The sequence below is a fragment of the Rhizobium sp. BR 315 genome (genome assembly GCF_050577975.1).
Taxonomy (GTDB): Bacteria; Pseudomonadota; Alphaproteobacteria; order Rhizobiales; family Rhizobiaceae; genus Rhizobium; species Rhizobium miluonense.
Map to the genome: position 1 here is coordinate 94,141 of NZ_JARWKZ010000017.1, position 23,257 is coordinate 117,397.

Below are 23,257 nucleotides of genomic sequence, written 5' to 3' on the forward strand. Positions count from 1 at the left end.
TGTTGGAGAATGCGGGTGGGTTCAGGCCATCGGCTTTAATTGCAGTTCTTCGAACCCGCAGCCCAGCGATTGACGTCGCCCGTGATACGGCCGCCGGAAGCGCCGTTCATCATCGGACCGAAGGCCTGCAATTGGGCCGGATTGCCTTCCGCCTGCACGACAAGCGACGGCCGGCCGGTGGGATGCTTCTTGTCGACCACGAGGATGCGCGGGCGACCGGTGAAGGAATTGAGTTCCGGAGAAAGCTGGTAACCCGTGAAAGCAGGGTCGGACGACTTGAACCAGCAGGCGCTGGCATTGAGCATGACGCGTTCCATCGTCGACAGGGCGCTGTGATCCGTCGCGATGATGCTCGGAGGGCGCGGACCGCCGCAAGAGGTGATGAGAAGCCCAAGCATCGCGATGGCAGCGGCGGAATAAAGTCCTGTCGGGAGGCGAGGGCGCATCAATCTCTTTCCAATGAAGCGGTTAGGTCTGGCGTTGCGAAGGTGCCGAACGATTATTTGCCGGCGCCCTGCTGTTTTGCGCAAAGACGTCGATTTTATGATGTCGGCGCCAGGCCTTGGCGATCTATCAGGCGGCGATAACGCCGAGTGCGGAGGCGAAGAGGCCGCGGCCGTCATTGCCGCCGTGGGCCGCTTCGATCAGATTTTCCGGATGCGGCATCATGCCGAGCACATTGCCCTTGGTGTTGATGACACCGGCGATGTCGTTGACCGAGCCGTTGGGGTTGGTGCCTTCGGCATAGCGGAAGACTACCTGGCCATTATCCTCGATCGCCTTCAGCGTCTCGGCATCGGCGAAATAGTTGCCGTCATGATGCGCGACCGGGCTGCGGATGACCTGACCCTTGGCATACGCGCCAGTGAATTCCGTTTCGGCATTCACTACCTCGAGCTTCACTTCGCGGCAGACGAATTTCAGCGAGGCGTTGCGCATCAGCGCGCCGGGCAGCATGCCCGCCTCCAGCAGAATCTGGAAACCGTTGCAGACGCCGAGAACCTTGACGCCCTTGTCGGCCTTGTCCTTGATCGCCTGCATGATCGGCATGCGAGCTGCGATCGCGCCGCAGCGCAGATAATCGCCATAGGAGAAGCCGCCAGGGATGACGATCAGGTCGACATCCGGGATCTCGGTCTCGGTCTGCCACACGGTCACGGGCGCATGGCCGGAAATCTTGGTCAGAGCCGCAATCATGTCGCGATCGCGATTGAGGCCGGGGAGTTGGACGACTGCTGATTTCATGATGCTGGTCCCGTAACAGGCTAGGGATGATCGCTGGAAGAGCTTCGAGAGCCATACTCCATTGCCTCAAGCAAAGGAAGAATGGCTCGCGGACGAGGACAATCAGTCGATCGAAATGCTGAAGTTCTCGATTACCGTGTTGGCGAGGAGCTTTTCGCACATGGCTTTGAGATCCGCCTCGGCCTTGCTCTTGTCGGTGCCTTCAAGCTCGAGGTCGAAGACCTTGCCCTGGCGGACCTGATGAACGCCGTCAAAGCCGAGCGCGCCGAGCGCGCCTTCGATTGCCTTGCCCTGCGGATCGAGAACGCCGTTCTTCAGCGTGACGGTTACACGAGCCTTGATCACGATTGTCCTTCCTGAACTTACTTGACGAGAACCGGCCCCGTGCCGCGCACGGGTTCGTTTTCATTGATGATGCCGAGGCGGCGAGCGACTTCGGAATAGGCTTCCAGCAGGCCGCCCATATCGCGACGGAAGCGATCCTTGTCCATCTTCTCATGGGTTTCGATATCCCATAGACGGCAGCTGTCCGGCGAGATTTCGTCGGCAAGGATGATACGCATCATGTCGCCTTCGAAGAGACGGCCGCATTCGATCTTGAAATCGACGAGCTGGATGCCGACGCCGAGGAAAAGGCCGGTCATGAAGTCGTTGACGCGGATGGCGAGCGCCATGATGTCATCGAGTTCCGCCGGGTTGGCCCAGCCGAAAGCCGTGATGTGCTCTTCGGAGACCATGGGGTCTTCGAGCGCATCGGACTTGTAGTAGAATTCGATGATCGAGCGCGGCAGCACCACGCCTTCCTCGATGCCGAGGCGCTTGGAGAGCGAGCCGGCGGCAACGTTGCGCACGACGATCTCGAGCGGGATCATCTCCACTTCCTTGATCAGCTGCTCGCGCATGTTGAGGCGGCGGATGAAATGGGTGGGGATGCCGATCTTGTTCAGATGGCTGAAGATATATTCGCAGATGCGATTGTTCAGAACACCCTTGCCATCGATGACTTCGTGCTTCTTCTTGTTGAAGGCAGTAGCGTCGTCCTTGAAGAACTGGATCAGCGTGCCTGGCTCAGGTCCCTCATAAAGGATCTTGGCCTTGCCTTCGTAGATACGGCGGCGACGGTTCATTGGTATTGTTCTCTGTCTTTGGCGCTCATGGGATAGCGCAAGTGGATCGTATGTGGGCGTCCCATAACGGATAAGAAGCGAATTCACAATCCGCCAGCGCCTCCTTCCTCGGAATTCCGGCCTTGGCGGGACGCCAAGGCGAGAATCGGGATCCTGTCAGGGCCTGTTTTACAGGTTTTTATCTGACGATGGAATGAATGTGGCCGGTACTTCACAGGCTAGTGAGATCGGCTGCGTCCATCGCACATTGCATTTCCCGGCTGTCACGGCTTCAGTTGGCTCAGGAATTTCGCGAAAACCATCGTGCCTTCGGGCCAGGGGCCGTGGCCGGATTCGCTGTTGATATGGCCGGACTCGCCGGCGTCGATCAGCAGCGAGCCCCAGCTGCTGGCGACATCGTCAGCATGCTCGTAGCTGCCGAATGGGTCGTTGCGGCTCGCAATCGTAACCGACGGAAATGGCAGGGGATCGCGCGGATAGGGGCCGAATGTCATCAGATGCTTCGGCCGGATGCCGGGATTGGCGACATCGGGCGGTGCGACGAGGAAGGCACCGGCGACCTTGTTGCGGAATTGTGGGATCGCGTGGATTACCGAGGGGACGCCGAGCGAGTGCGCCACGAGTACGACAGGCTTATCCGAAGCGTTCACCTCTTCGGCAATACGGGCAACCCAATCATCGCGCACGGGCTTCGACCATTCGGCCTGCTCCACGCGCCGCGCTGTCGAGAGTTTCTGCTCCCAGCGTGTCTGCCAGTGGTCGGGGCCGGAATTGGTATAGCCGGGGATGATGAGGATATTTGCGTCGGAGGCTTTCATGATAGCGCGATGTGGAAAAGGTGAACCCAAGTGTCAAGGGAAAAAGGCGACAATTGCGGCAAAATTTGCTAGCATCGCCGTTGCCGGTAGCGAATGACGATGTCGGCGATCAATTTGCCGCCATCTTTCACCGCAACCGAGTGCCACGGTTGAGGAGGAGAGCATTATGACGGCCTTTCACGTCATGGCTGGAGCGGACCATACATTTACCCGCCCTGCCATCCGCAAGATTGGTATTGCAGACCTTGTCGACGCCCTGAAACTGGGGCTGGACGATTTCAGCGAGAAGCCATCGCATTATGTCTTCCTGTGCCTGATGTATCCGATAGCGGGCATTGCACTCGCAATCTGGAGCACAGACCAGAACCTTTTGCCGCTACTATTCCCGCTGATGTCGGGCTTTGCCTTGCTAGGCCCGATGGCTGCGATCGGTCTCTACGAGATCAGCCGACGGCGGGAAAAGGGACTGGATACGTCCTGGAGCCATGCGTTCGACGTGCGCCATTCGCCAGCATTGCCGTCGATCGTTGTTGCGGGCCTGATGCTGTTCGGCCTCTTCATCGTCTGGCTCTTCGTAGCGCAGAACATTTACGCCATCTTCTTCGGTGACGGTGTACAGCCCACGCTTTGGTCCTTCGTGTCGAATGTTCTGACGACGCGTGCGGGCATGACGATGATGTTCTGGGGCAATCTGACCGGTTTCGTCTTCGCCCTCGTCGTGTTGGCGACCACAGTCGTTACGTTTCCGCTGTTGCTGGACCGTGACGTCGGCGTCGTCGCAGCGGTCGATGCCAGCATAAGGGCAACATTGATCAATCCGGTTCCGATCGCGGTCTGGGGCCTGATAGTGGCAGCATTGCTTGTGGTTGGTACGATTCCGATCTTTGTGGGTCTTGCTGTCGTGATGCCCATACTCGGTCACGCGTCCTGGCATCTCTATCGCAAACTGGTCGTAGCCCAAGACTAGACCTTCGCGCTTTTAGCGGTTCTCGGCGATCGTTGGAACCGCAACGGAGTTTCCACGTTGATCCGCATCATCATGGAGATGCGGATCATGCTTTCGCTCACGCATATTTTCACACGTTTTGCGGTGACGGTTTCGAATTGGACGGGCAAACCGGCCATCTTCGTACTGGCGTTGCTCGTCGTCACTGTGTGGGGCGCTACAGGGCCGATCTTCGACTATTCGGACACCTGGCAGCTGGTCATCAATACCAGCACGACGATCGTCACGTTTCTGATGGTTTTCCTGCTTCAGAGCGCACAGACGCGCGACACGCGGGCCATCCAAGCCAAGCTCAACGAGCTGATTCTGACCAGCGGGGCCGAGAATCGCTTCATTGGGATCGAAAACCTCGATGAAGAGGATCTCAAACATCTCGACAGGCTCGTCGAAAAGGCTGCAAAGCAGCACCAGGAACGACACAAGAGCAAGGCTGGCGATAGCGTCGGGCTCGATCGCGTGGTCGTCGCCAAGCCAGCGAACAAAAGAAAAAGGCGGCGCGTCAACCGCACCGCCTCAACGTCAAATCAGACCAATCACACCAAATCTTAGCCGAAGACCCGCTTGAAGATCGTGTCGACATGTTTTGTGTGATAGCCGAGGTCGAATTTTTCGCGGATATCTGCCTCGGAAAGCGCTGCGCGCACTTCCTGATCCGCCAGGAGTTCCTCGAGGAAGTCCTTGCCTTGCTCCCAGACCTTCATCGCGTTGCGCTGGACAAGGCGATAGGAGTCTTCGCGGGAAACGCCGGCCTGGGTCAGCGCCAGCAGGACGCGCTGCGAATGAACAAGTCCGCGGAACTTGTTCATATTCTTCATCATATTGTCCGGGTAGACCAGTAGCTTATCGATGACGCTCGTCATGCGGGCGAGCGCGAAATCGAGCGTAACGGTCGCATCCGGGCCGATCATGCGTTCGACGGACGAGTGCGAGATATCGCGCTCATGCCAGAGAGCGACGTTCTCCATGGCCGGCATGGCGTAAGAGCGGACCATGCGGGCAAGGCCGGTCAGGTTTTCCGTCAGCACTGGATTACGCTTGTGCGGCATGGCCGACGAGCCCTTCTGGCCCGGCGAGAAATATTCCTCGGCTTCCAGAACTTCCGTGCGCTGCAGATGGCGGATTTCGGTCGCGAGACGCTCGATCGAGGAAGCGACGACGCCGAGGGTGGCGAAGAACATCGCGTGACGGTCGCGCGGGATGACCTGTGTGGAGACCGGCTCCGGCTTCAAGCCGAGCGCGGCGGCAACATGCTCTTCAACGCGCGGGTCGATATTGGCGAAGGTGCCGACGGCGCCGGAGATGGCGCAGGTGGCGACTTCCTCGCGGGCCGCGATCAGGCGCTGCCTGCAGCGCTCGAATTCGGCATAGGCGAGCGCGAGCTTGACGCCGAAGGTCGTGGGTTCGGCATGGATGCCATGCGAACGGCCGATGGTAACCGTATCCTTATGCTCGAAGGCGCGGCGTTTCAGCGCTTCCAGCAGCTTGTCGATATCGGCGAGCAGCAGGTCGCTTGCGCGAACGAGCTGGACGTTGAAACACGTGTCGAGAACGTCGGAGGAGGTCATGCCCTGGTGGACGAAGCGGGCATCCGGGCCGACGATTTCGGCGAGATGGGTGAGAAAGGCGATGACGTCGTGCTTGGTGACGGCTTCGATCTCATCGATGCGGGAGACGTCGAAAGTCGCCTTGCCGCCCTTTTCCCAAATGGTGTCTGCCGCCGACTTCGGAATGACGCCGAGAGCGGCCAGCGCATCACAAGCATGGGCCTCGATCTCGAACCAGATACGGAACTTGGTTTCGGGCGACCAGATGGCGACCATTTCCGGTCGGGAGTAGCGCGGGATCATGGGCTCAAAGCTTTCTTGGCTAACGGGAAAGGAAACCTCGGCGCCCCCATAACAAAGACGGGCGGCAATCACAATGTTTGACGGATCAATCTTTGATCCGTCTCAACGCATATGTCGGGTAAGATAGACCGACGCGGCGATCAGGCAAAGCAAACCGATGGGCAGAAACAGCGTAAAGCCGAGAACGGCGAACTGATAAACGGCGCTGGCGCTGGTGAACAGGAATTGAAATATCCAGACGAGCGAGCCGAAGGGAGCATGCCAGCGCGCGTAGAACCAGCGATAATCCATCGCGAAGAGGAATGCCGTTATGGCTACGGTGCCGATCGATAGCGCCAGGAAGAACGCGGCAAAGCGCGCCGTTGGCGGCCGATGTCCGGCAAGGCGTCTGGCGAATGGCACCGTGACGAGCCAGGAGAGGGCGCCGCCCAGGAAGTAGACGAGAACGAGCGCAGCCAGATGGCTCGTCAGAAGGCCATTGCGCAGGTAGAGCGCCACCAGCGCCGAGGCGGCCATGGCTAGGCCCCAAAAGGCTGCGTCGCGCAAAAGTCCAAGGCAATAGGAAACGGCGGCCCGAATTCGGTCCACCGCCTCGATAGTGCCGGTTGGATTAGTTTGCTCCAAACCGACCTCGTTCCGCCGCCGCTCTGAGATCGCCGACCGTCTGCTTGTAGGCGTCAACCGACCCTCCCTTGAAGATCGCCGAGCCGGCAACGAGGACATTGGCGCCGGCGGCTGTGATCAGGCCGGCCGTCTCCGTGGAGACACCGCCATCGACTTCCAGTTCGATTGGCCGGTCACCGATCAGAGACTTTGCATTGCGGATCTTGTCGGCCATGGCCGGAATGAACTTCTGGCCGCCAAAGCCCGGATTCACTGACATGATCAGAATCAGGTCGATATCGTCGAGCACGTTTTCCAGTATCGACAGCGGGGTAGCGGGGTTGAGGGTGACGCCGACTTTCTTGCCGAGATGGCGGATCGTCTGCAGCGAGCGATGCAGATGCACGCCGGCTTCGGCATGGACGGTGATCCGGTCGCAGCCAGCCTTGGCAAAAGCCTCGAGGTAGGGATCGGCCGGCGAGATCATCAGATGGCAATCGAAGGTGGCGGTCGTATAGGGCCGCAGCGACTTGATGACATCAGGGCCGAAGGAGATGTTCGGCACGAAATGCCCGTCCATGACATCCAGATGGATCCAGTCGGCTCCGGCTTCGGTCACATCCTTCACTTCCTGCCCGAGCTTGGCAAAATCGGCTGCGAGAATGGAAGGGGCAATGCGGATCGGCAGGGTCATGGGATAGCTGAGCTCCATCTGATTTTTCGGTCTGGATTAGCACCGCTTCGGCACGCAAACAACAGCCCGCTCTGGTCGCCTTAATTCGATGGCGTCGTCACCGGCGCGAAAGCGTTGCCGCGCCATTCCAGCCGCCGATAGACATTCTCGGTCAGTTCGTGGTTCTGCCCGAAGGTGATCGAGCCGATGGCTGTCTGGAAAGCCGCGCCGACGAGCTTGTCGGCTATCGGTTTGTTGCTGTCCGCCTTGGCGCTTTCGGCCGCTTGGCTGGCGACCTGCGCTGCGGCGGCGGCTGGCAGGATGTAGCCGTCCGGTTCGATGCCGCCAGCGCGCATGGCCTGCGCGGTCGATTGCGCTGCGGGCAGGCTGGCATAATCAGGGAGCGCGATTGCCTGCACGCCCTCCAGCAGCGGCACAGGCTGATCGGCGGCGCGCATGGCGTCGCCGCCCATGAGAGTCAGCGGAATGTTTTCGTTTTTGGCGTCGCGTGCGATGACCGCGACGTCACTGCGGTCGCCGCCGACGAAGACACGCGTCGCGCCCGCCTTCTTGAGACGGCGGACGAGGGCGATCTGCTGTTCCTGGCCTGGCCGATAGGTATCGGTGAAGACAGGTTTCAGCCCTTTTTCCTCAAGCGCATTGCGGATCGCGCCGACCAGTTCGCGGCCGTGGATCGTGCCGTCGTCGATCAGGGCCATCGGTTCGCCCGCCCAATCCTTCAGGATGGTGCTAATGGCCATGGCGGCCTCCGCGCTATCCATCGGCGCAAGGCGAAACAGCGGCAAGCCGTTCTTCAGAGCATCTTCCATCAATATGCGGGAACGCACGGAAACGGTGATGGCCGGGATGCCGGCATCCTTGAGGCGAGGCAAGGCACCTTCCAGCGTTTCGGTGCAGAGGAAGCCGATAGCGATCTGCGCCTTCGCAGCGATCAACGCTTCGGCGGCGGCACGGCCGCCGTCTTCCGTGCAGGGTTCGTCGACAACGGTCGCCGTGTCCTTCTGCGCCTGGATTTCGAAATTGGCGCCGGCAGTGATCTCGGCTCCCAGCGTTGCAAAATTGCCGTCCTGCGGCGCTACCACGCCGATGCGGATTCCTGCGGCGTGGCTGCTGCCGGCCGCCGACAGCAGCACAAACAGAAGCGGAAGGCGACGCAGAACGTTCATCGATTGATTATCCCGGACAATTTTTCTGCTCTATTTATCCGTCTGAAGGGGATCGTCAAAGAAAAAGCAGCAGAATCGCTCTGTTTTCAATTGAGCTATTGTAGAAAAGCTAACATCTGCCCGCCATATTGAGAGAAAGACGGGGTGTTACAGAATAATGGAGATGATGGTGCTAGATAGGCAGCGTATGGATCCGGCGCTTTATCGCGATGCCATGAGCCGTTATGCGGGGCATGTGCAATTGGTGACGACGGCGCTCGGCGGCGAGCGGCGCGGCGTGACGATCACGGCTGCATGCTCGGTGTCGGACAATCCGGCGACAGTTCTGATCTGCCTCAATAACAGCAACGAGAAGAATGAGATCTTCTTCAACAGCGGCATCTTCGCGCTGAATACGCTCGGTGCGCACCATCAGTCGCTCGCCGATGCCTTTTCCGGCAAGACGCAGCTAACGACGGACGAGCGCTTCGCCTTCGGCACGTTCGAAACGCTGGCAACGGGCGCGCCGGTGCTTTCGGATGCGCTCGCAGCCTTCGATTGCCGCGTGATCGAGATCAAGCAGACCTCGACGCACAACATCATTTTCGGCGAGGTCATGGCCGTACGCTACAGTGAGGCGAAGCCCGCATTGCTGTATATGAACCGGGGCTATCACGCGCTATAACCCCTTCAGGGGAGTTATCATGGCGGATCAAAAATCATCAACTTCGCTGCCGGGCTCGATCGAAGAGACGATGGCATTGCTCGCAGCCCATGACTATCTGGCCGGCCGAGCGCTTGGCACGGTCCTGTTCCTGGCGCTGAAAATGAAGCGGCCGCTTTTTCTGGAAGGCGAGGCCGGCGTCGGCAAGACCGAGATCGCCAAGGTACTCTCCAAGGCGCTCGACCGGCCGCTGATCCGGCTGCAGTGTTACGAAGGCCTGGATGTCTCGTCGGCCGTCTATGAATGGAACTATCCGGCGCAGATGCTGGAAATCCGTCTTGCCGAGGCTTCGGGTCTCACAGATCGCGGTCGCATAGAGGCCGATATCTTTTCCGAGCGTTATCTCATCCGCCGGCCGGTGCTGCAGGCGCTGTCGGGTGTCGGTGGCCGGGCACCGGTATTCCTGATCGACGAGCTGGACCGTACCGACGAAGCTTTCGAAGCGTTCCTTCTAGAGGTGCTGTCCGATTTTCAGGTCACAGTGCCGGAACTCGGGACGATCCGCGCCGCAGAGCCGCCCATCGTCATCATCACCACGAACCGCACGCGCGAAGTGCATGACGCGCTGAAACGGCGCTGTCTCTATCATTGGGTCGACTATCCGCAGGCGGAGCAGGAGCTGGAGATCATCCGCCGCAAGGTGCCTGACAGCAACGAGGCCCTGTCGCGCCAGATCGTCGCTTATGTGCAGAAATTGCGCACGCTCGATCTCTACAAGAATCCGGGCGTTGCCGAGACGATCGACTGGGCGACTGCCTTGACCGAGCTCGACCGGCTCGCACTCGACCCCGAGACGATTTCCGACACGCTGGGGACACTCCTGAAGTATCAGGACGATATTGCCCGCATTCAGGGCGGCGAAGGCAAGCGTGTGCTGGACGAAGTGAAATCCGAACTGCTTGCGGCGGGGTGAGCCATGGAACCCGGCGCGCAAGACGGCATCATCATTGCGCCGTCACCGCCCGGTGACGGGCGTCTTGCCGATAATATAGTGCTGTTTGGCCGTGCGCTTCGCAAAGCCGGGCTGAAGGTCGGGCCTGGGGCCATTGCCGACGCCGTCGAGGCGGTCGAGGCGATTGGCATCGGCTCCCGCGAGGAATTCCACGCCGCCCTGTGTTCGGTCTTCGTCAAGCGCCATGAGGACCTCGCCGTTTTCGACGAGGCATTCCGGCTGTTCTGGCGCTCTCGCGATCTTGTTTCGAAAATGATCGCCATGATGTCGCCGGTCGCGCCTGACAATCGCGAGAAGGAAAAGCCGAAGGCCGGCGAAACGAGAGCCGGAGATGCCTTATTGGGCGATCGTGACGACCGGCGCCCGCAACGCGAGATGCCGGACATCGAAATCGATGCTCGGTTCACGACGTCTGGCAGCGAGGTTCTGCGCCGGCTGGATTTCGCCCAGATGTCGGCAGTCGAGATCGCCGTCGCCAAGAAGGAGCTTGCCAAGCTGCGATTGCCGCTTGATCGCGTGCGTACGCGCCGCTTTGCACCGTCGCATACGTCGGCCAAGGTCGATCCGCGCGCGACGATGCGGTCTGCCTTGCGCACCGGCGGCGCACTGATCCTGCCGCGCTTTCGGCGACCTAAGGAGATACAGCCGCCGCTTGTGGTGCTCGCCGATATCTCGGGCTCGATGAGCCAGTACACGCGCATCTTCCTGCATTTCCTGCATGTGCTGACCGAGCGGCGGAGGCGCGTGCATACATTCCTGTTCGGCACGCGGCTGACCAACGTCACCAGGGCAATGCGCCACAAGGATCCCGATCAGGCGCTGGACGAATGTGCCGCGGCGGTGCGCGACTGGTCCGGAGGGACGCGGATCGGCGAGACGCTGAAGGAATTCAACCGGCTATGGGCGCGTCGGGTGCTGGGGCAGGGCGCGATCGTGCTTTTGATCACCGATGGGCTGGAGCGCGAAGGCGTGGAATTGCTTAGCGAGGAAATGGATCGCCTGCATCGCTCCTGTCGGCGGCTCATCTGGCTCAATCCACTGCTGCGCTTCGATGGCTTCGAGGCGCGTGCCCGCGGCGTAAAGGCGATGCTGCCGCATGTTGACGAATTCCGTCCCGTTCACAATCTATTATCTCTGGCCGATCTCGTATCGGCTCTCACCGCCGGCCGCGCGGGCACTTATGATCCGCGCCGGTTTCTCGGCAAGTAATGAGGCTCCGATGTCAGATATACCCGAAAGTCTGGATCCGCTCGTGATTGCGGAGGAATGGGTGTCGGCAGGCCGCAACGTGGCCATGGCGACCGTTGTCGATACCTGGGGTTCGGCGCCGCGCCCGTCCGGCAGTCATCTGGTGATCGACGGCGAAGGCAATTTCCATGGTTCGGTTTCCGGCGGCTGTGTCGAAGGTGCCGTCATCACCGAGGCGCTCGACGTCATCGAAACCGGCAAGTCCCGTATGCTGGAATTCGGCGTTGCCGACGAAACCGCCTGGCGGGTCGGCCTGTCCTGTGGCGGGCGAATCCGCGTCTATGTGGAAAGGCTCGCCTGATGGATCGTCAGATACTGGCGCGGCTGAATGAAATGCGCCGCAAGCGACAAGCCGCGATCCTTGTGACCGATCTCGCCGGAGGGCCGGACAGGCTGATCGTCGAGGGTGACAGGATGGACGGTGCCCTGGCAGATGCGGCGGCTTCGGCGTTTCGTTCCGGTAAGTCGTCGGCGGTGGAGATCGAAGGACAGAGCCTGTTCCTGAATGTTCATTTGCCGCCGCCGCGTATCGTCGTCATTGGAGCTGTCCATATCAGCCAGGTCTTGGCACGCATGGCCGCGCTCGCCGGATTCGATATCACGATCATCGACCCGCGCACTGCCTTTGCGACGCCGGAACGTTTTGAGGGCATCGATCTAATTGCCGACTGGCCTGTGGACGCTTTCAAGGAGCGCTCGCTCGATAGCTATATGGCGCTGGTTGCCGTCACCCACGATCCGAAGATCGATGATGAGCCGATCGCGCAAGCACTGAGAACGGGCTGTTTCTATGTCGGCGCCCTCGGCAGCCGCAAGACGCATGCCGGGCGTCTGGAACGTATGAAGCGGGCGGGATTGACGGAAGCGGACCTTGGCCGCATCCACGCACCGATCGGTCTTGCCATCGGCGCCGCAAGCCCTGCGGAGATTGCTGTCGCCATTCTGGCCGAGATCATCGCTTCGCTGCGCGGGCGTGATGTGTCGTTGCCCAAAGGCGCGCCGCCATGATCTTCGGGGAGTTTCAAACGGCTGAGGCTGAGGGTGCGGTTCTCGCACATTCCGTTCGTTTGTCCGACGGCAGCTTCTCGAAGGGGCACAAGCTTGATCGCAGCGATATCGATCGTCTGATCGCCGCCGGCATCGACCGCGTCATCGCGGCCCGTATCGAGCCCGGCGACCTCATGGAAGATGAGGCGGCCGAGCAACTGGCGCGGGCGATTGCCCCCGACCATCTGACGTTTTCCGAGGCTGCGACCGGGCGCGTCAATATCCATAGCGCGGTCGATGGTCTCTTCGTCGCGAATCGAGCCGCCGTCGATCGGCTCAATAGTGTCGATCCGGCAATCACGCTTGCCTGTCTGGCCGATCATGTGCCGGTGCGATCGGGCGACATGGTTGCGACCTTCAAGATCATTCCGCTGGCTGTCTCCGGGGCGAAGGTTGCAGCCGGCGTCGATATCCTGCGGCAAACGACTGTCTTCGAAGTCAAGCCGTTCCAGCCACACGCTGTGTCGCTCGTCGCTACGGAACTGCCGTCCTTGAAGACGACCGTCATGGACAAGACGGCGCGTATCCTCTCGCAGCGGCTGCAAGTGGCGGGCAGTGCGCTCCAGCGGGAGGAGCGGGTCGCTCATCGGGCGAATACGGTGGCAGAGGCGATCTGTCGTGCCTTGGAGGCGCCTGACCGGTTGCCGAAGCTGGTGATTGTTTTCGGCGCGTCTGCGGTCATCGATACCGGTGACGTTATTCCGGCTGCCATCCGGCTTGCCGGCGGTGAGGTTATTCAGGTCGGCATGCCTGTCGATCCCGGCAACCTGCTGGTGCTCGGAAGAGTGGGCGATGTTCATGTCGTCGGGGCGCCTGGATGCGCCCGCAGCCCGAAAGAAAACGGTTTCGACTGGGTGCTCGATCGCATCTTAGCCGGCGAACAACCGACATCGCGAGACATCTGCGGCATGGGTGTCGGAGGATTGCTGATGGAAATTCAGTCACGGCCGCGGCCGCGCGATATCGCCGCCAAGCCTGCGGCGTTGATATCGGTTGCCGTCGTGCTGCTGGCGGCGGGAAAAGCCAGCCGCATGGGCGAGGGCGGTGCGCACAAGCTGCTGGCCGAGTTCGACGGCATACCGCTGGTCCGTCGATCGGCGTTGACCGCAATGGCAAGCGGGGGCTCCGCCGTTGTCACTGTGATGGGACATCGTCGCGACGACATCGAACGCGCGTTGGGAGATCTTGCTGTCGAACGGGTGTATAATCCTGACTACGCATCCGGCATGGCGAGCTCGTTGGTGGCAGGCGTTGGCACACGCGCGGCGCAAAAGGCGGATGGCGTTCTTGTCATGCTTGCCGATATGCCAGGTGTCACCGGTGGGGACTTGAAAACCATGATTGCGGCTTTTCGCAAAGCGAATGGTCAGGCGATCGTCCGGGCGGTATCGGGCGGCAAACGTGGCAATCCCGTCATCCTGCCCAGGTCCGTGTTGAATGCCGTGATGCGGCTGGAGGGCGATGTGGGCGCCCGGCATATTATTGAAACTTCCGGGCTTCCTGTTATTGACGTCGAGATCGGCGAAGCAGCACATCTCGACGTGGATACGCCCGAGGCTGTCGTGGCAGCCGGCGGCGTCTTGAAGGGATAGGGAATGGACAATACCGATATCGAAGACATGTTTCAGTCGCTTGGGCCGGTGACGATCAAGCGGATGTTCGGCGGCAAGGGGATCTACCATATGGGCCGGATTCTCGCGCTCGAAGTGGGTGACGAAATACTACTGAAGGCCGATGACGTGAGCGCTGCGGAATTCGAGGCGGCTGGTGCACGGCGCTGGGCTTACGAAGGAAAGAAGGGCAAGGTCATCAACATGCCCTATTGGTCGGTGCCCGACGATGCATTCGACGATCCTGACATCATGGCGCGCTGGGTAGGGCTGGCCTATGCGGCGGCCCTGCGCTCGGACAAATAATAGATGTCTTGCGACGGCGCGCAGCTGAATTGTGACAGCGATACGCTATAGGCGTCAGCGGAAGTCTTTTTTGCTCAAATGGGCGATGGTTGCTTTGGCAAATTCGGAAAGCTGGGTTGGCAAGTCGTCACGGCCGAACCAGCCGAAATCGGAGAGCTTGTCGGGCTCCATCAGGCTAGGCTCACCCGAGAAATCCCGGCAGACATAGATCAGCGAGATCCAGTGCTGGCGATCCGCCTCGACGATCACCTCTACTGTGCAGAGGTGGTCGATTTTGCCGATCGAGAGGCCGCTTTCCTCTTCCGCTTCGCGGATGGCGGCCTGGGCGGCGGGCTCCATATGGTCGACCTTGCCGCCGACAATGCTCCAAAATCCGGCTTCCGGCGCCTTGAGGCGCCGGTAGAGCAAAACCTTCCCGTCCCGCAATATTGCGAGACCGGTTCCTAATCCGGGGAAATCGATGCCGGGCTTGCCCATGCGTACATCCCGAGATGTGCGTCTAAATGGGGCCTATCAGGCCTTCGCATTTGCAACGATGAGCATGAAAGCCGGAATGTCGTCGCCGAAGCCGACCGGCGTCGGGCCGTCATCATGGTCGCGATAGCGGCTACGGCGTTCGCGATTGTCGTCGTTGGCAGCAGGGAAGGGCCGGTTGTTGTTGCGAGAACCGTTGTGGGACTTGTTGTTGTTCTCAGACTTGCGCTCGTTTCTCACGCTTTCGGCCTTTGCTGGTGCTGCTTCGATCGCCACGACGTCATTATCTTCGACATCGATATCAGATTTATGACTCGAGGCACTCCGGCCTCTGGGGCTGCGATCACGGTCGCGGCCTCGGCTCTTGGGATCACGGCGGCGGGGGGAGCGATTGTCGTCCCCGCTCTCGTCTGCCGGCGGCAGCGCCGACAGGTCGCCGTTCAGCCACTGGACATCTTCGCCGATCAGCTTCTCGATCGCGTCGACATGCTTGGTGTCGCGCTTCGTCACGATGGTGAAAGCGGCGCCGGAGCGGCCGGCACGGCCGGTACGGCCAATGCGGTGGACATAATCTTCCGAGTGAATCGGAACATCGAAATTGAAGACATGGCCGACATCGGGAAGATCGAGGCCGCGTGCCGCGACGTCGGAAGCCACGAGAAGCTGGATCTGGCCATCACGGAAGTTCTGCAACATCGTGGTGCGCGAGCGCTGGTCCATGTCGCCGTGCAGTGCGCCGACGGAGAAGCCGTGGCGTTCGAGCGAACGGAAGAGGTCGGCCACGTCCTTCTTGCGGTTGCAGAAGATGATGGCGTTCTTCAGGTCGGTCTGCGCGCGGATGAGATCGCGCAGCGTAGCGCGCTTCTCATAGTCCTTGCCATGCGAGGCCACGAAACGCTGCGTAACGGTCTTTGCCGTCGACGCAGGCTTTGCGACTTCGACGCGTTCCGGATTCTGAAGGAAGCGGTCGGCCAGCTTCTGGATTTCGGTCGGCATCGTTGCCGAGAAGAAGAGCGTCTGGCGGGTAAAGGGAATGAGCTTAGCGATGCGCTCGATATCCGGGATAAAGCCCATATCGAGCATGCGGTCGGCCTCGTCGATGACGAAGATTTCCACGCCGCTCATCAGGAGCTTGCCGCGCTCGAAATGGTCGAGCAGGCGGCCGGGCGTGCAGATCAGCACATCGGCACCGCGCTCGAGCTTGCGGTCCTGCTCTTCGAAGGACACGCCGCCGATCAGCAGCGCGATGTTCAGGCGATGGTTCTTGCCGTACTTTTCGAAGTTTTCGGCGACCTGAGCCGCCAGCTCGCGCGTCGGCTCCAGGATCAGCGTGCGCGGCATGCGGGCGCGGGCGCGGCCCTTTTCGAGCAGCGTCAGCATGGGCAGCACGAAAGAGGCCGTCTTGCCGGTTCCCGTCTGGGCGATGCCGCAGATATCACGGCGCTGGAGCGCAAAGGGGATGGCACCGGCCTGGATCGGAGTCGGTGTGGTGTAACCCGCGTCGGTAACCGCGGAAAGGACTTTTTGGCTCAGGCCAAGGTCAGCAAATGTTGTCAAAGGGAAAACTGGTTCCGTCTTGGTTCGGTCGAACACCATGAATCGACACGCAACAACGTGCCGGAATGCAGCGCGACATAGAACCAAATACCCGCGAAGTCAAGGAAAGTGGGTGCTTCTATAGGCCCGAAGTTCATTCGGGGCGCAATTTTTAGATTAGTGTCATCTTTGTTGCGCGTTTGTCACAATTTCCGCAGCTAAATTGCGCCTAATCCGCTGATGTAACTTGCGAGCTTCGTGCCGGCATTAATGAAATACATCGGGTCCACCGAATGCCCGTTTTCCCGGACTTCGTAGTGCAGATGCGTCCCCGTCGAACGACCGGTGCTGCCGGCGAGACCGACCACGCCGCCCCGGCCGACCTTGTCGCCGACTTTGACAAGTATCTGTTCCATATGGCCGTAGCGCGTGGATATGCCGTCGCCATGATCGATCTCGACCATGTTGCCATAGCCGCCCGTCCAGCCAGCCGACACTACCTTGCCTGGAGCCGTCGCCTTGATCTTTTCGCCGGGACTGAAATGAAAATCGGTGCCGGTGTGGAGGGCCAGCGTGCCGAAGAACGGGTCCTTGCGGTTGCCGAAGGGGCTGGTGACGAGCTTGCCTGGTGCAGGATTGCGGAAGGGCAAGCTCTCGGCAGTACCTCGCACCGTCTCCAGGCGCGTCAGCGCCGTATCTAGATCGGCCATGGACTGCTCGAACTGATCGACATTTTCCGGCGCGACATAGGGGCCGCCCACGCCGCCATCGGCGTCCTCAACTGCGCTGCTCGCGATCGCATTCGGAACCTTCACGCCGACATCGTGCATGATCACCTGAATCTCGTTCGCCGTGCCGGAGGCATCGGCGGTGAGATTGCGGATACGGGTCAGTTGGTCCTGTTCGATGTGTTTCAGCGACAGCGTCACCTTGGAAAAGACGCGATCGGCGCGGTCGGCAACGGTTTCGGGGGCAGGGACATAACCGAGGGTGGAATTGTCGGGAGTGGCATCAGCAGGCTTGCCGCCGGAAAGAAGTTTTTCGATCGCCTTCGGTGCCGTCAGCTGCGCGTGTTCGTTTTTGCCGGCCGGTGCATTTGCCTCCGCGTGAGGGCTTTTGTCGCTGAGGCCAGAGCTTTCGGCCCGGTCGAGCAGCGCGTTGAGCTTGCCGCCGCGCGAGGAGAGCTGCTGTTGCTGCTCGATCAGCTTATCGACCTTCTCTTCAACAACCTGCTGATCGAGAAGCTGCCGCGAAGTGACACGATCGACCTGGGCGCGCAGCGCGGCGATGCGATCTTCATAGTCGTATTGCATGCGAGCCTGCCGCGCCATGGTCGCGCCGATCAGGTCGTCGCGCAGGACGAGATAGGATGTCGCCAGGAGGTAACCGATCGAAAAGATACCGACCATGCAGACGGCGAGGGCCGCCATCCATGGGCGCACGGTCATATGTCGCACCATATCGCCGCTTGCGAGGATGATGGTGTGATGCCGCCGCTGTTTGCCGAAAACCCGGTTTTGAGGCCTTGCTGTCACCGAGACTCTCCCAATTGATGCCTTTTGGCACCCAATGGAAGTACACGGTATTATGGTTAATGAATGCTTTCCGTTTCAGTAGTAGTTACCGGAAAAATTGAGTTTTATCAGTATATCATGCGTTGCTTGTGGAAGTCAGGGAGCGATAGAACGAGGGCGTGAGCCCGGCTTCGGCGCGCGCGATGTCGTTGAACGGTGCCTTCAGCGAGCCGCGGAAGTTTGCGCGAACCAGTTCCTGGAACGTGCGGGCCGGATCGCGCTTTTCGCGGGCGCAGAGAAAGCGAAACCATTTGGCACCAACGGCAACATGGCCCTTTTCGTCGTTGTAGATGACATCGAGCACCGCCGCGCTTTCCATGTCGCCGGTCTTGCGCATTTTCGCCTGCAGCGCTGGTGTCACATCCAACCCTCTGGCTTCGAGGATCAACGGCACGACCGCGAGGCGGGCGGTCAGGTCGGTGCGGGTCGCGTGCGCCGCTTGCCACAGGCCGTCATGGGCCGGTAGATCGCCATAATCCGCGCCGAGTTCGCGCAACCTTTCCCGGACCATGCGGAAATGTTTAGCCTCCTCGAAGGCAACTTGCATCCAGCCGTCGAAGAACGAGTTTGGAACCGGCTCGGTTGCGAAGCGCGCAACGATGTCGAGCGCGAGATCGACCGCGTTCAGCTCGATATGGGCAATGGCATGCAGCAAGGCGATCCGGCCCTTTAGCGTATGCAGGGAGCGCTTTTCCATATGCTTGGGCGGCACCAGCTCCGGGTGTTCCGGCCGACCGGGCCGATCCGCCAGCGGCGGATCGAGCGGCGAGCGCAGAGACAGGGTGCGCGCAAACCAGCGCGTTGCCGATTCCTGGGCCAACGCGGTCTTGCGATCGAGATCGGCCGACCGGATGGCATCGATAGCGCCACCGCGGAGCGATATGATCGCGTTGGGGTTGCCCGCCATGCCGTTAAAGCTCCTTCGCGGCGGCCAGAACATCCTCCACATGCCCGGCAACCTTGACCTTGTCCCAGATTCTGGCGATCCGCCCATCGGCGCCGATCAGGAAGGTCGAGCGAACGACGCCCATATAGGTGCGGCCATACATGCTTTTTTCGCGCCAGACGCCATAGGCGATCGCCATGGTCTTTTCTTCATCCGAGGCCAGCGGGACGGAAAGCGCATGCTTCTTGACGAATTTATCATGACTTTTCACAGAATCCGGCGAGACGCCGAGGATGACAACGCCTGCCTTATGAAATTCGGAGGCAAGCGCCGTGAAGGAAATCGATTCCGTCGTGCAGGCCGTCGTATCGTCCTTGGGGTAGAAATATACGACCAGCACCTTCCCGGCAAAATCCGCAAGGCGCACATCTCCGCCGCCATCGCGAGGCAGATGAAAATCCGGCGCCTTATCGCCAAGGTTCAGTTGAATTGTGGAGACTTCCGTCACGATAAAACCTTTCTTTTGCCGGTTTTTTAGATGACACACAGGGTGAGCCATATATACTGATCGGGTATGGCGTCCACATAGGACGCGGCGTCACCAACAAAATTGCTGAGAATGAAAGGGACGCACAGGAGTGATCCGAGGCGAAAAGGTAATATTCCGCAAAAAGGATCTCGTGTCACTCGACCATCTGCCGTCCGCTCAGGTCGAAGACCCCCTTATCGTGCATGTGCCAGAACGCAGCAGCCGCAGCCGTTCGCATGTCTGGCACGTCTGCCGCATGACCATGGTTTTCTTTGCGTTCCTGGCCATAATACTGGGAGCGGTGATCTTCACCATAGAAAGCGGCATCTTCGATACGCCGTTGTCGCAGAAGGCACAAACGGCCCTCGATAAGGCAATCGGCCCGCGCTACAAGGCCGAGGTCGGCGCAACCGTGGTTCGCTTCACGTCCGGCCTGCGACTGGCACTGGAGGCGCGCAACGTGAATGTCGTCGATCAGGAGAGCGGCAAGCACCTGTCGACCATGTCAGCTGTCAATATGCAGCTCGATCCGCTTGCTCTCATCGAGGGGCGAGTGGAGGTGGCGAGCGTCGCGGCGGAAGGCATAGCGCTCGATACTTCGCTTCTGCCTCAGGGGGATCCCGTCGACCTCACGCAATTGCATGTGAATGCGCTGCCGCAGGCGTTGACCGAAGCTTTCGACAATCTCGATTTTCTGGAGCGCTTCGTGCAGCGCGGCGGTACGAATTCGGTGCGGATTTCCGGCTTCTCGGTCAAGCTGGCACGTGCAGAAGGTCCACCCATCTCTCTCGTGGTCGACAATCTCACTTTCGAGCGGGCAGAGCAGAACTCGCTGCATCTTTATGGACAGGTCGCCGTCAACGGCTCGGTTGCGACACTGGATATCAAGGCTCAGCAACAGGAAGCAGGCCACAGCTCCTCCTTGATCGCGAAAATCTCGAACCTCGATCTCACGCCATTATCGATGACCTACGATCCGAACGGCACTCCCCGCCAGGGTCTCACGAGTTTCGCCGATGTAACGCTTTCGGCGGTCAAAGCAGGCTCGGACGTCGATCCAAAGCTCGAAGCGTCGATCAAGATCCAGCCTGGCACGCTTTACATGGATCGCGACCCGCAGGAGCTGACGCAGGCCGACATCAACCTCCGCTACAATTTCGATCACCAGACGCTCGAGGTCGCGCCCTCGACGGCGCAGTTCGCGCGGACCGTCGTGCCGTTTTCGGGAGCGCTGATCGATCTCGATCGCATCGACGCCAATGCAGGCAAGGGCTTCGGTATCGATTTCCTGATCAAGAACGGCACGGCTGCCTCCTCCATATCGGGAGAAAAGTCCGTCAGCTTCGACGGTCAGGCAAAAGGACGCTTTCTGTCCGCGACAAAGGAATTTCAGTTCGAGAACCTCGGCATATCGACGCCGCAAGGCTCGCTGTTCGGGTCGCTACACATAAAGCTCGGCGACAGTTCACCGGAAATCAGCTTCGGCGGCCGCGCGGATAAACTCGATACGACCGCCGTGAAACAGCTATGGCCTTTCTGGATGGCTTCGAAGCCGAGAATCTGGGTCGAGAACAATCTTTTTGGCGGCTCTGTGACGAACGCGGTCATATCCGTCTTCATTCCCGCCGGAAGACTGAGAGAAGCTTCGCAGACCGGCAAGCTGCAGCTCGGTCCGAACGAGCTGCATATCGCTTTCGATATCGACGGAGTGCGCCTCAATGTGCCCGGTGAAATTCCACCGCTGCGCGACGCGAAAGCGCATTTCGACCTGACAGGCCCGAAGATGGCGGTCGATATCGCGACCGCGACCTCCTACTTCCCGACAGGGCGAACGATCACGCTGAACAACAGCAGCTTCGCGATACCGGCGACATACGACAAGCCCTTGATGGCCGACCTCGACCTGTCGATCTCCGGTGCCGGCGATGCCATAGCGGAGTTGCTGACATACAAGCCGGTGCAGGCGCTGCAGCGGACCGAATTCAAGCCGGAGGATTTCAACGGCAAGATCGTCGCCAAGGTCGATGCCCGGATCGGCCTGATCAGCGACCAGAAGCCGCCACCGCCGGATTGGGTAGCGAAACTGACGCTTAACGATGTCGACCTGTTGAAGCCGATGAGCAATCGCAAGATCGACAATCTGACCGGCGAGATCAATGCCGATCCGCAGTCGGTGCATCTGCAGGCTCAGGCGCAGATCGATGGCATTCCCGCGCAGATCGACATGGTCGAGCCGACCGACAGTAAATCGACTGTCAAGCGCGGTCGCGTCGTGACGGCAACGCTCACCGACGCCCAACGCAATGCCGTCCTGCCCGGCCTGCGCGATATGATCGACGGACCCGTGAAGATAGAGCTGACGCGCATCGATGACGATCGCCAGGGCGTTAAGGTCGATCTCGGTAAGGCAGCGCTGACCGTTCCCTGGATCGGCTGGTCGAAAGGCAGCGGCATTCCGGCAAGTGCGCAATTCGAAGCCTCCGGCCCCGATAGCCAGATGACGCTCAAGAACTTCATGCTCAAGGGCGACGGTTTCGGTGTCAGCGGCGATCTCGTGATCAACAAGGGGAGCCTGTCCTCTGCGAATTTCGATGGCGTGAAGCTTTCCGCGCTCGACGATTTCGGATTGTCGCTGAAACATAGCAAGGCTGGTGCCTATGACGTCACGATATCAGGCAGTTCGGCCGACATCCGCCCGATCCTGGCGCGCGTGAAGGCATCATCCTCCGGCGGGCGCAAGAGCGCGGATGATCCGACGAGCACGAGCGCGACGGTTCGCGTCGATCTCGCGAAGGTCGTCGGCTTCAACGACGAATCGATCGGCAACCTCAAGGGCGTTTATTCATTCGCCGGCGGCAAGACGACGGCTGTGGATTTCTCCGGTGTAACCCGCAGCGGCGAAGCATTCGTCACCCAGATGAGCAAGGGCAGCAACGGCGTGATCCGCATCACCAGCGGCGATGCAGGCGCGGTGGCGCGCTTCAGCGACCTCTACAAGCATCTGAAGGGCGGTCTGCTCAATCTGTCGCTCCGCTCGATCGGGCAGGACGACTGGGACGGTTCGCTGGATATCCGCAACTTCTCGATCGTCGATGAAAAGAAGCTGTCGACCATCGTTTCGACACCGAGCGGCAAGAGCGGCAAAAGCCTGAATTCCGCCGTGAAGCAGAATATCGACACGCGAGCGCAGAGCTTTGAACGCGGTTTTGCGCGGCTGGTGCTGCGTGACGGAACTTTGTCTGTAGAAAATGGCGTCGTGCGCGGTGAGCAGGTCGGAGCGACCTTCCAGGGAACGGTGAAGGACGCCAATGACAAGATGGACCTAACCGGAACCTTCATGCCCGCCTATGGCTTGAACCGGCTGTTTGCGGAGGTTCCGCTCGTAGGCTTCCTTCTGGGCAATGGCAGCGACCGCGGTCTCATCGGCATTACGTTCAGACTGACCGGCAGCTTCGACAAGCCGACCATGCAGATCAATCCGCTGTCGATCATCGCGCCGGGTGTTTTTAGGCAGATATTTGAATTTTGATCGGGCGCAGTCCGTTGGGGTGACACCTTTGGTCCGGTAGCGGAGAAGCGGCGCGAGCGGTCATTAGCACAATGCGCCTGAGCGAACTGAAAACAAAAAAGCCGGCGGAGATCGCCGGCTTTGTTATATTCATGAATAAACCTCCACCTACGGTGGAGGACTGGACGAGTTCTACACGGTAGTTGAGAGACCTCCTGCTTGAACCGCTGGGTTGGCCCAGACTTCGAACAAGGAGGTTCTATGGATGAACAACCGCTCTCGCATGCGACGTGGGACTGCAAGTATCACGTTGTTTTTGGCAGCAAATACCGCACGAAAAGACTGTACGGGGACGTACGGCGTGAATTGGGAGAACTC

The 23,257-nt window shown here is 60.0% G+C and carries 25 protein-coding genes; 11 read left to right on the plus strand and 14 right to left on the minus strand.

Features of this window, described 5'->3' with window-relative positions; all coding sequences use genetic code 11:
- Nucleotides 1-35 precede the first annotated feature (35 nt).
- The 5 genes from QD409_RS18055 to QD409_RS18075 all read right to left on the minus strand — a co-directional run bounded on the left by QD409_RS18055 (nt 36) and on the right by QD409_RS18075 (nt 3,190).
- Complete coding sequence (locus QD409_RS18055) at nt 36-446, minus strand: hypothetical protein (RefSeq protein WP_092853969.1); 411 nt, start codon at nt 444-446, stop codon at nt 36-38.
- A 127-nt stretch (nt 447-573) separates the two neighbouring features.
- Nucleotides 574-1,245, minus strand: a complete 672-nt coding sequence (purQ, locus tag QD409_RS18060) for a phosphoribosylformylglycinamidine synthase subunit PurQ (protein WP_092853968.1) — start codon at nt 1,243-1,245, stop codon at nt 574-576.
- Nucleotides 1,246-1,347: 102 nt separating this feature from the next.
- Nucleotides 1,348-1,590, minus strand: coding sequence for a phosphoribosylformylglycinamidine synthase subunit PurS (gene purS, locus QD409_RS18065; RefSeq protein WP_037202350.1), 243 nt, complete (start codon nt 1,588-1,590; stop codon nt 1,348-1,350).
- Between the two features lie 17 nt (nt 1,591-1,607).
- Nucleotides 1,608-2,372 carry a phosphoribosylaminoimidazolesuccinocarboxamide synthase gene (gene purC / locus QD409_RS18070; RefSeq protein WP_004108877.1) on the minus strand — a complete coding sequence of 255 codons (765 nt, stop codon included), beginning with the start codon at nt 2,370-2,372 and terminating at the stop codon, nt 1,608-1,610.
- 263 nt (nt 2,373-2,635) lie between these two features.
- Complete coding sequence (locus tag QD409_RS18075; RefSeq protein WP_092853967.1) at nt 2,636-3,190, minus strand: RBBP9/YdeN family alpha/beta hydrolase; 555 nt, start codon at nt 3,188-3,190, stop codon at nt 2,636-2,638.
- A gap of 166 nt (nt 3,191-3,356) precedes the next feature.
- Here QD409_RS18075 and QD409_RS18080 point away from each other — a divergent pair, with 166 nt between their 5' ends.
- Both QD409_RS18080 and QD409_RS18085 read left to right on the plus strand, forming a co-directional pair.
- Nucleotides 3,357-4,157 carry a DUF2189 domain-containing protein gene (locus QD409_RS18080; protein WP_092853966.1) on the plus strand — a complete coding sequence of 267 codons (801 nt, stop codon included), beginning with the start codon at nt 3,357-3,359 and terminating at the stop codon, nt 4,155-4,157.
- Nucleotides 4,158-4,244: 87 nt separating this feature from the next.
- The gene (locus QD409_RS18085; RefSeq protein ID WP_430763274.1) at nt 4,245-4,745 is read left to right on the plus strand and encodes a low affinity iron permease family protein; all 501 of its coding nucleotides are present in this window, start codon (nt 4,245-4,247) and stop codon (nt 4,743-4,745) included.
- Here the strand turns inward: QD409_RS18085 and purB are convergent.
- The 4 genes from purB to QD409_RS18105 form a co-directional block, all read right to left on the minus strand.
- Nucleotides 4,742-6,043: an adenylosuccinate lyase gene (gene purB / locus QD409_RS18090; RefSeq protein WP_430763263.1), complete on the minus strand. Its 1,302-nt coding sequence runs from the start codon at nt 6,041-6,043 to the stop codon at nt 4,742-4,744. The two genes, QD409_RS18085 and purB, sit on opposite strands and share 4 nt — an antisense overlap.
- Nucleotides 6,044-6,145: 102 nt before the next feature.
- The gene (locus QD409_RS18095; protein ID WP_430763264.1) at nt 6,146-6,667 is read right to left on the minus strand and encodes a hypothetical protein; all 522 of its coding nucleotides are present in this window, start codon (nt 6,665-6,667) and stop codon (nt 6,146-6,148) included.
- The gene (gene rpe / locus QD409_RS18100; RefSeq protein ID WP_430763275.1) at nt 6,654-7,340 is read right to left on the minus strand and encodes a ribulose-phosphate 3-epimerase; all 687 of its coding nucleotides are present in this window, start codon (nt 7,338-7,340) and stop codon (nt 6,654-6,656) included. The genes QD409_RS18095 and rpe overlap by 14 nt, the downstream gene beginning before the upstream one ends.
- An 80-nt stretch (nt 7,341-7,420) precedes the next feature.
- Nucleotides 7,421-8,506: an ABC transporter substrate-binding protein gene (locus QD409_RS18105; RefSeq protein ID WP_092853962.1), complete on the minus strand. Its 1,086-nt coding sequence runs from the start codon at nt 8,504-8,506 to the stop codon at nt 7,421-7,423.
- Nucleotides 8,507-8,675: 169 nt separating this feature from the next.
- Between QD409_RS18105 and QD409_RS18110 the strand changes: the two genes are divergently transcribed.
- The 7 genes from QD409_RS18110 to QD409_RS18140 are packed head-to-tail and all read left to right on the plus strand — an operon-like array spanning nt 8,676 to nt 14,372.
- Nucleotides 8,676-9,170 (plus strand): flavin reductase, encoded by a 495-nt coding sequence (locus tag QD409_RS18110; protein WP_092854007.1) that lies wholly within the window; start codon nt 8,676-8,678, stop codon nt 9,168-9,170.
- Nucleotides 9,171-9,189: 19 nt separating this feature from the next.
- A complete protein-coding gene (locus QD409_RS18115) occupies nt 9,190-10,122 on the plus strand; it encodes an AAA family ATPase (RefSeq protein ID WP_430763265.1) in 933 nt (310 codons plus the stop codon).
- 3 nt (nt 10,123-10,125) lie between these two features.
- Nucleotides 10,126-11,370, plus strand: a complete 1,245-nt coding sequence (locus tag QD409_RS18120; RefSeq protein WP_092853958.1) for a vWA domain-containing protein — start codon at nt 10,126-10,128, stop codon at nt 11,368-11,370.
- Nucleotides 11,371-11,380: 10 nt separating this feature from the next.
- Nucleotides 11,381-11,710 (plus strand): XdhC family protein, encoded by a 330-nt coding sequence (locus QD409_RS18125; RefSeq protein ID WP_092853956.1) that lies wholly within the window; start codon nt 11,381-11,383, stop codon nt 11,708-11,710.
- Nucleotides 11,710-12,417, plus strand: coding sequence for an XdhC family protein (locus QD409_RS18130; protein WP_430763266.1), 708 nt, complete (start codon nt 11,710-11,712; stop codon nt 12,415-12,417). Before QD409_RS18125 ends, QD409_RS18130 begins: the two co-directional genes overlap by 1 nt.
- A complete protein-coding gene (locus tag QD409_RS18135; protein WP_430763267.1) occupies nt 12,414-14,048 on the plus strand; it encodes an NTP transferase domain-containing protein in 1,635 nt (544 codons plus the stop codon). The genes QD409_RS18130 and QD409_RS18135 overlap by 4 nt, the downstream gene beginning before the upstream one ends.
- A gap of 3 nt (nt 14,049-14,051) precedes the next feature.
- Complete coding sequence (locus QD409_RS18140) at nt 14,052-14,372, plus strand: TfoX/Sxy family protein (protein WP_092853950.1); 321 nt, start codon at nt 14,052-14,054, stop codon at nt 14,370-14,372.
- Between the two features lie 54 nt (nt 14,373-14,426).
- On the opposite strand, the gene QD409_RS18145 is transcribed toward QD409_RS18140, so the two are convergent.
- From QD409_RS18145 to QD409_RS18165, 5 genes are all read right to left on the minus strand, one after another.
- Nucleotides 14,427-14,849, minus strand: a complete 423-nt coding sequence (locus QD409_RS18145; protein WP_092853948.1) for an NUDIX domain-containing protein — start codon at nt 14,847-14,849, stop codon at nt 14,427-14,429.
- Between the two features lie 36 nt (nt 14,850-14,885).
- Nucleotides 14,886-16,403: a DEAD/DEAH box helicase gene (locus QD409_RS18150; protein ID WP_092854006.1), complete on the minus strand. Its 1,518-nt coding sequence runs from the start codon at nt 16,401-16,403 to the stop codon at nt 14,886-14,888.
- A gap of 197 nt (nt 16,404-16,600) precedes the next feature.
- Nucleotides 16,601-17,917 carry a peptidoglycan DD-metalloendopeptidase family protein gene (locus QD409_RS18155; protein ID WP_430763268.1) on the minus strand — a complete coding sequence of 439 codons (1,317 nt, stop codon included), beginning with the start codon at nt 17,915-17,917 and terminating at the stop codon, nt 16,601-16,603.
- Nucleotides 17,918-18,032: 115 nt separating this feature from the next.
- A complete protein-coding gene (locus QD409_RS18160; protein WP_430763269.1) occupies nt 18,033-18,863 on the minus strand; it encodes a ferritin-like domain-containing protein in 831 nt (276 codons plus the stop codon).
- A 4-nt stretch (nt 18,864-18,867) separates the two neighbouring features.
- Nucleotides 18,868-19,350: a peroxiredoxin gene (locus QD409_RS18165; protein ID WP_430763270.1), complete on the minus strand. Its 483-nt coding sequence runs from the start codon at nt 19,348-19,350 to the stop codon at nt 18,868-18,870.
- Nucleotides 19,351-19,480: 130 nt separating this feature from the next.
- On the opposite strand from QD409_RS18165, the gene QD409_RS18170 reads away from it, so the two are divergent.
- The gene (locus QD409_RS18170) at nt 19,481-22,900 is read left to right on the plus strand and encodes an AsmA-like C-terminal domain-containing protein (protein ID WP_430763271.1); all 3,420 of its coding nucleotides are present in this window, start codon (nt 19,481-19,483) and stop codon (nt 22,898-22,900) included.
- Between the two features lie 240 nt (nt 22,901-23,140).
- On the plus strand, nt 23,141-23,257 hold a 117-nt coding region (locus QD409_RS18175), incomplete at its 3' end, for a transposase (RefSeq protein ID WP_430763276.1).